We start from the raw sequence: 12,691 nt of genomic DNA on the forward strand, positions 1-12,691 counted from the left end.
CCCCCTCCTCTGCGCCCGGCCGGGGCGCAGAGGAGGGGGCGGCCTGAACAGGTATGCCTTGGGCTAAGCGCTCTTCCAGCCGGGCCACCCGGGCGGACAGGCCGGCAAAGGACTCGTCCAGCCGCTCGTCGCACAGGCGGATGAGGCAGAGCTCCGCGTCGGTGCGGCGGTTGCTGCTCCGGGCCAGGTCGGCGGTGGCCGACTGGAGCAGGGTCAGGACCTGAAGCAGCCGCTGGGCGGAGAATTGTTCCCCCAGGCCGCGCATGGTGGCCTCGTCATACCCGCCGGTGAGAAGGGCGGCGCTGCCCTGGGGGGCCGTCTTGCGCAGCAGCAGGTCCCGGGCCAGGGAGGACAGCTCGCTGAGCACCGAGCCCACGTCCTTGCCGTTGGCGTACAGCCGGGCCAGGGTGTCCAGGGCGGCGGCGGTGTCGTGGGCGGCGACACGCTCCATGAGCGCGGCGGTCTCCAGATTGCCCGCCAGCCCTAAGGTGTCTAAAATCTCCTGCTCATCCACGGTCTGCCGCCCGCCGGAGCACTGGTCCAGCAGGGACAGGGCGTCCCGCAGTCCGCCGTCGGCCAGCCGGGCCAGCAGGGCGGCTCCGCCGGCGGTGAGGCCGATGCCCTCCTGCTCCGCTACATAGCCCAGACGCTGGGCGATCTGGCCGGGGAGGATGCGCTTGAAGGAGAACTGCTGGCACCGGCTTTTGATGGTGGCGGGCACCTTGTGCAGCTCGGTGGTGGCCAGAATAAACATCAGGTGGGCGGGGGGCTCCTCCAGGATTTTCAGCAGGGCGTTGAAGGCGGGGGTGGACAGCATGTGGACCTCGTCCACGATATACACCCGCTTGCGGACGGCGGCGGGGGTGTACACCGCCTCGTCCCGGAGGGCGCGGACCTGGTCCACGCCGTTGTTGGAGGCGGCGTCCAGCTCCAGCACGTCCAGAATGGAGCCGTTTTCAATGCCCAGACAGGCGGGGCACTGGTTGCAGGGATTGCCGTTCTGGGGGTTCTGGCAGTTGACGGCCCGGGCCAGGATCTTGGCGCAGGTGGTCTTTCCGGTGCCCCGGGTCCCAGTAAAGAGGTAGGCGTGGGACAGCCGGTCGCCGGCCACCTGCTGCTTCAGGGTGTCGGTGATGTGGGACTGGCCCACCACGTCGTCGAAGGTGCGGGGGCGCCATTTGCGGTATAGGGCCTGGTACATCCAATCACCTCACGGAGAAAAATAGCCCCGCCGCTTGGGGCGGAGCGAAGATGAAACTGAGTGCCGCCGCAAAACCGTCTGGGCGGGCACGCCTTGGAAACAAGGAAAAGTGCGCTTCGGCGCGGAACAAGGCCGCACACCGGCCTTTGAAGCGGGCGGTATATCCGTTACCTGGACAGCCGGCTCAAGAACAGTGACCCCGCGGCACACGCGGCGGACCGCTTAGTGCTGCTCGGTTCCCCGCCTGACACGGTTCACGGAGCCGCGTTGCGCGGGACCGGTCTATCATCACTGCTTATCCAGGGCAGACGACACATCGCACGTCCGGGGGCCGGGATTCATCCCCGCTGCAGCGGATTGCGGGTACAGGGCACCGCTATCTCCCCAACTAGTGCGGCCTTGTTCCGCGCCGAAACGGCAACAAAGCTAAACTGTATTGTACTATAATTTCTCCGTTTTAGCAATGATAATTTTCGGAAGCGCCTGATTTTATGCCCGTGCCCGGAGAAGCGCGGTAAATTGGAATGGATCTGACAGCGCCATGGCAGGACGGCTCCAAGAGGCCGCCCTGCCACATGGTCAAGTAAGGCATCACATTCCGGTGTCCGGTTGATGGCGCGGCCCGGAAGAAAATAACATGGCCGGGTACGCGACAAACTGTTTGCCATTCCCATATAAATCCTGTATACTGGGGTGGAAAGAAAGACGAGGTGTTGTCCAGTGGGTGAGCTTACCTTTGCCATTCCCACATTATTTGGACTGGAGGGCCTGTGCGCTGACGAGGCGCGGCGGCTGGGGCTGCCGGGGGTCTGGGCGGAGAACGGCCGGGTGCTGTGCGCCGGTTCGGAGGCCGACCTGCCCCGACTGAACCTGAACCTGCGCACGGGGGAGCGGGTGCTGCTGGTGCTGGGGACCTTTCCGGCGGAGGACTTCGACGCCCTGTTCGAGGGGACCCGGGCCCTGCCCTGGGAGCGGTTCATCCCGAAAAACGGCCAGTTCCCCGTGAAGGGCCACTCGCTGAACTCTGCCCTCCACTCGGTGCCCGCCTGCCAGTCCATCATCAAGAAGGCGGTGGCGGCGCGGCTGGGGGCCAAGTATGGCATGAGCACCCTGCCGGAGACCGGGAACCTGTACCAGATCCAGTTTTCCATTATGAAGGACACCGCCACCCTGATGCTGGACACCAGCGGGGCGGGACTCCACAAGCGGGGCTACCGGGCCAAAGGGGTGGACGCTCCCCTGCGGGAGACTTTGGCTGCGGCCATGGTGCTGCTGTCCCGGTACCGGGGGCGGGACCCTCTCTGCGACCCCTTCTGCGGGTCGGGCACCATCCCCATCGAGGCGGCCCTCATCGCCAAGAACCGGGCTCCCGGCCTGAACCGGAGTTTTTCCGCCCAGAAGTGGACATGGCTGGACAACAAGCTGTGGATGTCTGCCGCGGACGAGGCCATGGACCAGGAGTTTGACGGGGATTATGAGATCTGGGGCGGGGACATCGACCCCGCCGCCGTGGAGCTGGCCCGACACAACGCCGAACTGGCCGAGGTGGAGGACCTGATCTCTTTTGAGGTGTCGGACGCCCGCACCTTCCACTGGGGCGGGCTCCATGGCCGGGTGGTCACCAATCCCCCCTACGGCGAGCGCATCATGGAGCGCAGGGAGGCGGAGGAGCTGTATCGGGCCTTTGGAAAGGCGTGGGACAAGTTCCCCGAGGGCTGGAAGCTGTATCTGCTGTCCTCCCACACGGAGTTTGAGCGGACCTTCGGCAAGCGGGCCGACAGAAAGCGGAAGCTGTATAACGGCATGCTCAAGTGCGACCTGTTCATGTACCTGTGAGAGTTGGAATTCAGGAACTGGAAGTTCAAGTGCCGCCTTCGGCGGTGATTTGAAACAGTCCGGCGGAGCCGGACACCGAAACGCCTGATCCCGAATCAAAAGGGGGCGGCGCCGTGCGCCATCTGTTTATCATCAACCCCGCGGCGGGAAAAAAAGAGAGCACCGCCCGGCTGGAACAGCTGCTGGCGAACCTGAGCTTTGACCACGAGGTGGCCTACACCCGGAAAGAGGGGGACGCCCAGCGTATCGCCCGGGAGGCGGCCGACTCCGGAGAGAGAGTCCGGATCTACGCCTGCGGCGGCGACGGCACCCTGAACGAGGTGGTCAATGGCGCGGCGGGCCGGGAGAATGCGGCCATCACCTGCGTCCCCAAGGGGACGGGCAACGACTTCTTGAAAATTTTCGGCGCGGATTACCGGGAACTGTTTTACGACCTGGAGGCACTGGCCGGCGGGCCCCAGACTGCCTTTGACCTCATCGACTGCAACGGGAAGCTGGGTATTGACGTGGTGTGCGCCGGGGTGGACGCCCGTATTGCCGCCGACGTCCACCGGTACAAAAACTGGCCCCTGGTGTCCGGGATGGGGGCCTACATTCTGGCCCTGATGGAAAACGTGCTGATCAAGGGTATCGCCCGCCCCATGGCCGTCCGGATGGGGGAGCGGGATTGGAGCGGAGACACCGCCGTCCTGTGCGTGTGCAATGGACGGCACTACGGCGGAGGCTTCATGCCCGTGCCCGAGGCCATGCCCGATGACGGGGTGCTGGACATGCTGCTTATCCCCAAGGTCAGCCTGTTCACCTTTGCCCGGCTGGTGGGCAAGTACGCCCGGGGGCTGTACCGGCAGTACCCGGAGCTGATCTTCCACTACCACGGAGGCCGGGTGGACTGCGCCTCGGAGGAGGAGATGACCGCCGTGGTGGACGGGGAGGTCATGCGGGACACCCGGTTCACCATCCGCCTGTCGGAGAAAAAGGTGAATTTCTTCTACCCCGCCCGGGCGGGCTACGGCGCGCCCCTCCCAGAAGTGGCCATTGCCGGGGGGCAGCGGGGCCCGCGGGAGGACAGCCTGGTATCGTGAGGGGAAACACCTCTGGGCTAGCACTCAAAACAAGAGTTTGTGAACGAAATGTAAAACATGAAAAAATCAACCCCAATTTTTTGAAATTAGGGGTTGATTTTTTTGCCGGAAGCGGTTATTATCATACTTGTATTTGGCACTCGGATAAAATGAGTGCTAAACTGAGGGGCAGAACCCCTGTGAGGCCCGCTTTTCAATTTGTTTATACCAATATCTTATATAAGGAGGAACCCTATTATGAAACTCAAACCCTTAGCTGACCGTGTGATCGTGAAACTGGTGGAGGCCGAGGAAACCACCAAGGGCGGCATCATCCTGACTGGCGCCGCCAAGGAGAAGCCCGAGGTGGCCGAAGTCCTGGCTGTTGGCCCCGGCGGCATGGTGGACGGCAAGGAAGTCGTCATGACCGTGAAGGTGGGCGACAAGGTCATCACCAGCAAGTACGCCGGCACCCAGGTGAAGCTGGACGGCGAGGAAGTCACCATCGTCCGCCAGAATGACATTCTGGCTATCGTAGAGTAATCAAACAGATTGATTTGGAGGTAATGCTTTATGGCTAAAATTATTTGCTACGGCGAGGAAGCCCGCAAGGCTCTGGAGAAGGGCGTCAACCAACTGGCCGACACCGTGAAGATCACCATGGGCCCCAAGGGCCGCAACGTGGTGCTGGACAAGAAGTTCGGCGCTCCCCTGATCACCAACGACGGCGTGACCATCGCCAAGGAGATCGAGCTGGAGGACCCCTTTGAGAACATGGGCGCCCAGCTGGTGAAAGAAGTCTCCACCAAGACCAACGACGTGGCTGGCGACGGCACCACCACCGCTACCCTGCTGGCCCAGGCCATCATCCGCGAGGGCCTGAAGAACCTGGCCGCCGGCGCCAACCCCATGGTCATGAAGAAGGGCATTGCCAAGGCCACCGAGACCGCCATCGAGGCCATCAAGGGCAACAGCCAGAAGGTCAACGGCACCGCTGACATCGCCCGTGTCGGCACTGTTTCCTCCGGCGATGAGAGCATCGGCAAGCTGATTGCCGAGGCCATGGAGAAGGTGGGCCACGACGGTGTCATCACCATCGAGGAGTCCAAGACCGCCGAGACCTACTCCGAGGTCGTGGAAGGCATGCAGTTCGACCGGGGCTACATCACCCCCTATATGGTCACCGACACCGAGAAGATGGAGGCCACTCTGGACGACGCCCTCATCCTCATCACCGATAAGAAGATCTCCAACATCCAGGAGCTGCTGCCCATTCTGGAGCAGGTGGTCCAGTCCGGCAAGAAGCTGCTGATCATCGCCGAGGACGTGGAGGGCGACGCCCTGTCCACCCTGATCGTCAACCGTCTGCGCGGCACCCTGAACGTGGTGTGCGTCAAGGCCCCCGGCTTCGGCGACCGCCGCAAGGAGATGCTGCAGGACATCGCCATCTTGACCGGCGGCACCGTCATCTCCTCCGATGTGGGCCTGGAGCTGAAGGAAGCTCAGATGAACATGCTGGGCCAGGCCCGTCAGGTCAAGGTCACCAAGGAGAACACCACCATCGTCAACGGCGCCGGCAAGTCTGAGGACATCAAGGCACGCGTTGGCCAGATCAAGAGCCAGATCGAGGTGACCACCTCCGACTACGACCGCGAGAAGCTGCAGGAGCGGCTGGCCAAGCTGGCCGGCGGCGTGGCTGTCATCAAGGTCGGCGCTGCCACTGAGGTGGAGATGAAGGAGAAGAAGCTGCGCATCGAGGACGCCCTGAACGCCACCCGCGCCGCTGTGGAGGAAGGCATCGTGGCCGGCGGCGGCACCGCCTATATCAACGCCATCCCCGCCGTGGAGAAGCTGCTGGCTGAGACCGAGGGCGACGAGCGCACCGGCGTCAACATCATCGTCAAGGCTCTGACCGAGCCCGTGAAGCAGATTGCCGCCAACGCCGGCATCGACGGTTCCGTGGTTCTGGAGAAGATCAAGGAGTCCGGCAAGACCGGCTACGGCTTCGACGCCTACAACGAGACTTATGTGGACATGATCTCCGCCGGTATCGTGGATCCCACCAAGGTGACCCGCTCCGCTCTGGAGAATGCTGCCTCCATCGCCTCCGTCCTGCTGACCACCGAGTCCCTGGTGGCCGACAAGCCCCAGCCCCCCGCACCCGTGGCGGCTCCCGCTGACCCCGGGATGGGCGGCATGTATTGATCAAGTGACCCTGAAAGCCCGTGGCCTTACGGCCACGGGCTTTTTGCGGCTGGGGCTTGTCGGCCGGGGCCGACAGTGGGGTACCCGACGAAACCCGAGGGGATCTCGCCGGGGAGAGGAGGAGCAGCGGAATGAGCGAGACTTGCCGCATGCGGCGAGAGGAGCGATATGGAGCTTGCGACGACGAAGCCCCCCGCACCTGTGGCGGCCCCCGCTGACCCCGGGATGGGCGGCCATATATGGAGCACTTTACGCAGAACGCCCGGAACGAAAGTCCCGGGCGTTCTTTTGCATATTTTTGTGGAATAGGTGCAGAGCCGGGTCACAGATTCAGGAACCGCTGGGCATCCCGGTTGCTGCCCAGAATGAAGATCGTCTCATCCGCCCGGAAACAGTGGGCGGGGCCGGGCAGGGGCTCCAGCTTGCCGTTCTGTCTGGTGGCCAGGACGTTGATGTGGTATTTCTGCCGGACCGCCAGCTCCACGATGGTCTTGCCCACCCAGGAGGCGGGCACCGCCGTCTCAAAAATGGAGTGGTCCTCCGTCAGCTCGATGTAATCAAAAATGTGGTCGGCGCTGTACCGTACCGCCGCCCAGTTGGCCATCTGCTTTTCGGGGTAGATCACGTCGTCCGCGCCGTTGCGCAGCAGAAACTTGGCGTGGACGTCCCGGGCCGCCCGGGACAGCACGAAGGGGGCGCCCTGCTCTTTCAGCAGGGCGGTGGTCTCCAGGGAACTCTGAAAATCGTCTCCGATGGCCACTACGCACAGGTCGAAATTCCGGACCCCAAGGGAGGCGATAAACTGTTCATTGGTGCTGTCGCCGATCTGGGCGTTGGTCACCAGGGGGAGAATGTCGTTGACCCGGTCCTCGTTCCGGTCCACCGCCAGCACCTCGTGGTGCAGCTCCCGCAGCTTCTGGGCCATGTGCCGGCCAAACCGGCCCAGACCGATCAAAAGTACAGATTTCATCGTCAAATTCCTTTCTTATCCCACAGTCACCGGCTCCTGGGGGAACTGGGAGGCGGTGATCCCGTTCCCGGCTGTGACGGCGTAGATCAGGGTGAGGCCGCCCACCCGGCCGAAGTACATCAGAAAAATCAGAACGGACCTGGAAAACAGGGAGAACCGCGCCGTGCCGCCCAGAGACAGCCCCACGGTGCCGATGGCCGAGGCGGCTTCAAACAGGGCGTCCATCAGGGAAACGCCGTCCGCGCAGCAGATTAGGATGCCGCCGGTGAGAAACAGCAGAAGGTACAGCAGGAAAATGGCGCAGGCATTTTGGAGCGCGCCCTCCTGTACCCGCCGGCCGAAGCACTGGGCGCTGCGGCGGCGGCGAAACACCGCGGCGGCGCTGAGAAGCAGGACGGCGAAGGTGGTGGTTTTGAAGCCGCCAGCGGTGGAACCGGGGGAGCCGCCGGTGAGCATCAGCAGGATGGTCACCAGCTGGCTGGCTTCCGACATCCGGGACAGCTCCACCGTGTTGAAGCCGGCAGTCCTGGGGGTCACGGACTGAAACAGGGCGGCCAGCACCCGATCCCCCGGAGAGAGCCCCTCCCACTGGGGAAGCCGGAATTCATAGAGCAGGAAAAACAGAAAACCGGACAGTAGCAGGGCGGCGGTGGTCACCAGGATGAGCTTGCTTTGCAGCCGGTACTCCTGGAACCGGAGACAGCGGGAGGCGATGTCCCGCCAGGTAAGGAAGCCCAGACCGCCCACCACGATCAGCAGCATGACCGCCAGGTTGACCACGGGGTCCCCCACATAGTCCGTGAGGGAGGAGAAGGGGCCTCCCGGCCCATCAGGTCAAAGCCGGCGTTGCAGAAGGCGGAGACGGCGTGAAACAGGGCGTACCACAGCCCCCGCCAGAAGCCGAACCGGGGACAGAACCGGACCGCCAGCACCGCGGCCCCCAGCCCTTCGATGGCGAAGGCGGTCTTCAAAATGAAGCGGGTCTGCCGGACGATGCCGCCCACCTGGGGCGCGGAAATGGACTCCTGCATGACCCAGCGCTGCTTCAGACCGATCCGCCGCCCGGAGAAGATGAAGATGGCCACCGCCATGGTGACCACGCCCATGCCCCCCACCTGGATCAGAAACAGGATCACCAGCTGCCCGAAGCCGGACCAGTAGCTTGCGGTGTCATGGACCACCAGGCCTGTGACGCAGGTGGCGGAGGTGGCGGTGAACAGCGCGTCAAAAAAGGAGGCGCCGCCCTGGCCCCGGGTGGAACAGGGGAGCATCAGCAGCGCCGTCCCCAGCAGGATCAGCAGAAGAAATCCGCCAATGATGATGCGGGCGGGAGATACCCGGTCGCTTTTCCAAAAAGGTGCGGATACCGCCCGGAATTTTTCCCTGAACATGGGGTAAACGCCCCCTTTGAACGCCGGTATCGGAATCAATTTCATTATATCATGGAAAGGATGAGGAGTTTATTAGGGTTCTCAGCCCGGCATTAAAATTGCATTAAGGCGGAGGAAAGGACCGGATGGCGTTAATGCAATCTTAATCTCCCGCGGAAAACGCAAATCTCACCCATAGGCGTTTGCGTTTATAATGGAATCAGGAAAATGGTCGGATACTGTTTTCACTGTGGGAGGGATCGGTATGGAGGCCTTGGTGCTGATCGGCGGTTTCCTGTTGGTGGCCGGGGCGGGTTATGTTGCGGCCGGACGCCTTGGGCGCTTCCTGGAGAAAGACGGTATCTCGCCCTATTGGGACGAGGGGGAGGAATCCGCGGCCAAAGGGGAAAACAAGACGTGCGCCCGGGCGGACGCCCAAAAAACGCAAAACTGTTGCGGCGCGCCTGAATCCGATATATGATAGAGGCAGACCAAGAGAGAGGAGCGGTACCCATGCTGGAGGACCACCGTCCGGATCCCGGCCCGCGGATGCGGGGCGCGCAGCAGGTCCGGGGGCAGACCGGGGGGCGGCTGAAGATATTCTTTGGTTACGCGGCCGGCGTGGGCAAGACCTACGCCATGTTGGAGGCTGCCCGCCGGGCTAAAGTCTCCGGCATCGACGTGGTAGCGGGCTATATCGAGCCCCATACCCGACCGGAGACCATGGCCATACTGGAGGGATTGGAGCGGCTTCCTGTCATAACAATCCCGTATAAAGGAAGGACGCTGCGGGAGTTTGACCTGGACGCGGCGCTCAAGCGCCATCCCCAACTCATCCTGGTGGACGAGCTGGCCCACACCAACGCCGAGGGTAGCCGCCACGTCAAGCGCTACCAGGATGTGCAGGAGCTGCTGCGGGCGGGCATCGACGTCTATACCACCGTCAATGTCCAGCACCTGGAGAGCCTGAACGACAAGGTGGCCGCCATCACCGGTGTCTCGGTGGGGGAACGTATTCCGGACAGCGTGTTTGACTCCGCCGACCAGGTGGAGCTAGTGGACCTGGAGCCCTCCGACTTGTTGGAACGGCTGCGGGAGGGGAAGATTTACCGCCCCCAACAGGCTGGTCAGGCCATGGAGAACTTTTTCACGGACAAGAACCTGGCCTCCCTCCGGGAAATCGCCCTGCGGCGGACGGCAGACCGGCTGGATGCGGCCCCTTGGTTCGAGGGGGACGAGAAGCCCAAGGCGGGGGAACATATCCTGATCTGCCTGTCCGCCTCCCCCTCCAACGCCAAGGTCATCCGCACCGCCGCCCGCATGGCAAAGGCCTTCCATGGCGCGTTTACGGCCCTGTTTGTGGAGACGCCGGAGTTTGCCGACCTGTCCGAGGCGGACCGGAAGCGCATCAACGCCAATGTGCGCCTGGCGGAGGAGCTGGGCGCCAAGATCACCACCACCTACGGAGACGACCCGGCGGTCCAGATCGCGGAATATGCCCGCATCAGCGGCATTTCCAAGATCGTGCTGGGCCGCAGCCCCCGCCGGGAGGGGTTCCATCCCACAAAAAACCTGGTGGACCGGCTCAACGAGCTGGCGCCGGACCTGGACATCTATATCATTCCGGACCAGCGGGCACGCCAGAAGACGGGCCGCGCCTTCCGGCGCAGCCGCCATCAGGAGCAGTTTTCCGCCAGCGATGTGCTGAAGATGCTGGGGGTCCTGCTGCTGTGTACCCTGGGCGGCTACTTCTTCTCCTTCCTGGGGATCTCGGACACCAACATTATCATGCTCTACCTGCTGGGGGTGCTGGGCATCTCCATGATCACCACCGGCCGGAGTTACAGCCTGGTGGCCTCGCTGCTGTCGGTGCTGGCCTTCAACTTTTTCTTTACGGCTCCCTATTTCACCCTGCGGAGCGATCCCAGCTATATCGCCACTTTCGGCATCATGCTCCTGGTGTCCCTGCTCAGCAGCTCTCTGACCATCCGGGTCAAGACCCAGGCCAAGATGAACGCGGACAAGGCCTACCGCACCGCCATCCTGCTGGAGTCCACCCACAAGCTCCAAAGCGCGGAGCGGGCGGAGGATATTCTGACCATTGCGGCCCAGCAGCTGGGCCACCTGCTGGAGCGGGACCTGGTGGTATACCAGGCGGACGGCCAGGGCGGGCTGCTGCCGGCCATGCAGTTTCCGGTGGCGGAGGAGACGGACCTGTCCCCGCTGCTGACCCCCGCCGAGGAAGCCGCGGCGGAATGGGTGATGAAAAACAACAAGCACGCGGGCGCCACCACCAATACCCTCCCCAACGCCAAATGCCTGTACCTCTCCATCCAGGGCAACGGCGGCGCCCTGGCCGTGGTGGGCATCGCCGTCAAGGGCGGCCAACCCCTGCTGGCCTTTGAGAAGAACCTGATGGTGGCCCTGCTGGACGAGTGCGGGCTGGCGCTGGAGAAAGAGCGCTCCATGCGGGAGAAGCAGAAGGCGGAGGCCCAGGCCGACCAGGAGGCTCTGCGGGCCAATCTGCTGCGGGCCATCTCCCACGACCTGCGCACCCCCCTGACCAGCATCTCGGGCAACGCCAACATCCTGATGGAGCGGGCGGACCAGCTGGAGCCGGACAAGCGCCAGAGCCTGTTCACCGCCATCTATGATGACGCCATGTGGCTGATCAACCTGGTGGAGAACCTGCTGGCCATCACCAAGATCGAGGACAACCGCATCCATATGAACATGGAACCGGAGCTGCTGGAGGATGTTTTTGCCGAGGCCCTGTCCCACCTGGACCGGAACGCCGGCAAGCACCACATCCGGGTGGTCCTGGAGGATGATATGCTGATGGCGGACATGGACGCCCGGCTGATGGTACAGGTGGTCATCAACATCGTAAACAACGCCATCAAGTATACGCCCGAGGGTTCCCACATCACCCTATCCGCCCGGAAAGACAACCGGCTGGTGGTGGAGATCGCCGACGACGGACCGGGCATTTCCGGCGAGGCCAAGGGGAAGCTCTTTGACATGTTCTACACCGCCAACAACGAGCGGGGCGACGGGCGACGGGGCCTGGGCCTGGGCCTTGCCCTCTGCAAATCCATCGTCACCGCCCACGGCGGAACAATCGAGGTCCTGGACAATCATCCCCGGGGTGCGGTTTTCCGCTTCACATTGCGCGCATCGGAGGTAAAGCCCTATGAATAAACCGCAGATCCTGTTTGTGGAGGACGACACCGCCGTCGGAAACCTGATCGCCACCACCCTGGAGACCCAGAATTACCAGTTTCAGCGGGCCAAGAACGGACAGCAGGCGGTGCTGGACGCCCTGTCCTGCCGGCCGGACGTGATGCTGCTGGACCTGGGGCTTCCCGACATTGACGGCATCGAGATCATCAAGAAGATCCGCTCCTGGAGCAACATGCCCATCATCGTGGTGTCCGCCCGGTCCGATGACCGGGATAAGGTGGCCGCCCTGGACGCCGGAGCGGACGATTATCTCACCAAGCCCTTCTCCGTGGACGAGCTGCTGGCCCGCCTGCGGGTGGCCCTGCGCCGGGTGCGCTATGACAGCCAGCGCACCGGGGACGAGGCGGCGGTCTACCGCAACGGCGGCCTTGTTATCGACTATGCCGCCGGCTGCGCCTACCGGGACGGCCAGGAGCTCCATTTGACCCCCATCGAATATAAGCTTCTGTGCCTGCTGGCCAAGCATACCGGCAAGGTGCTGACCCATAACTATATCATCAGCGAGATCTGGGGCACTGCCTCGGAAAATATGTCCACGGAGCTGCCCTCCCTGCGGGTGTTTATGGCGACGCTGCGGAAAAAGCTGGAGCCGGACCAGAGCCATCCCCAATACATCCAGACCCATATCGGGGTGGGGTACCGGATGATCCAGAGCAACCGGGACAGCGAAGGGTAGGTAACCCCCCGCGGGGGACGGGGCCGCGGCAGGTGGAGGGGAAACGCCCGGGACCTCCTGCGGACCGGATACGGACAACTGGAACGGGAGGTCCCCCTGAGAGGATAAAACGGCAGGCCGAAGCGGCCT

9 protein-coding genes, 1 other RNA gene and 1 pseudogene are annotated in these 12,691 nt (G+C 63.2%); 7 read left to right on the forward strand and 4 right to left on the reverse strand.

Annotation, left to right across the window (positions count from 1 at the left end; genetic code table 11):
- Both dnaX and ffs read right to left on the reverse strand, forming a co-directional pair.
- The coding region (gene dnaX / locus I6E42_RS09595; RefSeq protein WP_235371702.1) for a DNA polymerase III subunit gamma/tau at positions 1 to 1,201 on the reverse strand (1,201 nt) is incomplete at its 3' end.
- Between the two features lie 132 nt (positions 1,202 to 1,333).
- Positions 1,334 to 1,598, reverse strand: an RNA gene (gene ffs / locus I6E42_RS09600) — signal recognition particle sRNA large type.
- Positions 1,599 to 1,921: 323 nt separating this feature from the next.
- Here ffs and I6E42_RS09605 point away from each other — a divergent pair.
- From I6E42_RS09605 to groL, 4 genes are all read left to right on the forward strand, one after another.
- Entirely contained in the window at positions 1,922 to 3,037 is a 1,116-nt protein-coding gene (locus I6E42_RS09605; protein WP_235371703.1) for a THUMP domain-containing class I SAM-dependent RNA methyltransferase, read from the forward strand.
- Between the two features lie 113 nt (positions 3,038 to 3,150).
- Positions 3,151 to 4,119, forward strand: coding sequence for a diacylglycerol/lipid kinase family protein (locus I6E42_RS09610; RefSeq protein WP_235371704.1), 969 nt, complete (start codon positions 3,151 to 3,153; stop codon positions 4,117 to 4,119).
- Positions 4,120 to 4,356: 237 nt separating this feature from the next.
- Complete coding sequence (locus I6E42_RS09615) at positions 4,357 to 4,641, forward strand: co-chaperone GroES (RefSeq protein WP_235371705.1); 285 nt, start codon at positions 4,357 to 4,359, stop codon at positions 4,639 to 4,641.
- Positions 4,642 to 4,671: 30 nt separating this feature from the next.
- Entirely contained in the window at positions 4,672 to 6,303 is a 1,632-nt protein-coding gene (gene groL / locus I6E42_RS09620; protein ID WP_235371706.1) for a chaperonin GroEL, read from the forward strand.
- 322 nt (positions 6,304 to 6,625) lie between these two features.
- On the opposite strand, the gene I6E42_RS09625 is transcribed toward groL, so the two are convergent.
- Both I6E42_RS09625 and I6E42_RS09630 read right to left on the reverse strand, forming a co-directional pair.
- Entirely contained in the window at positions 6,626 to 7,273 is a 648-nt protein-coding gene (locus I6E42_RS09625) for a potassium channel family protein (protein ID WP_235371707.1), read from the reverse strand.
- 15 nt (positions 7,274 to 7,288) lie between these two features.
- Positions 7,289 to 8,664, reverse strand: a pseudogene (locus tag I6E42_RS09630) (TrkH family potassium uptake protein).
- A 244-nt stretch (positions 8,665 to 8,908) separates the two neighbouring features.
- Between I6E42_RS09630 and I6E42_RS09635 the strand changes: the two are divergent.
- Genes I6E42_RS09635 through I6E42_RS09645 form a run of 3 tightly spaced genes read left to right on the forward strand, consistent with a single transcriptional unit; the run spans position 8,909 to position 12,562 of the window.
- A complete protein-coding gene (locus I6E42_RS09635) occupies positions 8,909 to 9,124 on the forward strand; it encodes a hypothetical protein (RefSeq protein ID WP_235371708.1) in 216 nt (71 codons plus the stop codon).
- A gap of 35 nt (positions 9,125 to 9,159) precedes the next feature.
- Positions 9,160 to 11,844 (forward strand): DUF4118 domain-containing protein, encoded by a 2,685-nt coding sequence (locus tag I6E42_RS09640; protein WP_412761301.1) that lies wholly within the window; start codon positions 9,160 to 9,162, stop codon positions 11,842 to 11,844.
- Complete coding sequence (locus I6E42_RS09645; RefSeq protein ID WP_235371710.1) at positions 11,837 to 12,562, forward strand: response regulator; 726 nt, start codon at positions 11,837 to 11,839, stop codon at positions 12,560 to 12,562. Before I6E42_RS09640 ends, I6E42_RS09645 begins: the two co-directional genes overlap by 8 nt.
- Positions 12,563 to 12,691 lie beyond the last annotated feature (129 nt).

Source organism: Pseudoflavonifractor phocaeensis, assembly GCF_021531815.1.
Classification (GTDB): domain Bacteria; phylum Bacillota; class Clostridia; order Oscillospirales; family Oscillospiraceae; genus Lawsonibacter; species Lawsonibacter phocaeensis_A.

Coding starts and splice junctions, on each gene's coding strand:
- I6E42_RS09635 (WP_235371708.1), top strand. CDS start 8,909: ATGGAGGCCTTGGTGCTGATCGGCGGTTTCCTGTTGGTGGCCGGGGCG.
- I6E42_RS09645 (WP_235371710.1), top strand. CDS start 11,837: ATGAATAAACCGCAGATCCTGTTTGTGGAGGACGACACCGCCGTCGGA.
- groL (WP_235371706.1), top strand. CDS start 4,672: ATGGCTAAAATTATTTGCTACGGCGAGGAAGCCCGCAAGGCTCTGGAG.
- I6E42_RS09615 (WP_235371705.1), top strand. CDS start 4,357: ATGAAACTCAAACCCTTAGCTGACCGTGTGATCGTGAAACTGGTGGAG.
- I6E42_RS09625 (WP_235371707.1), bottom strand. CDS start 7,273: ATGAAATCTGTACTTTTGATCGGTCTGGGCCGGTTTGGCCGGCACATG.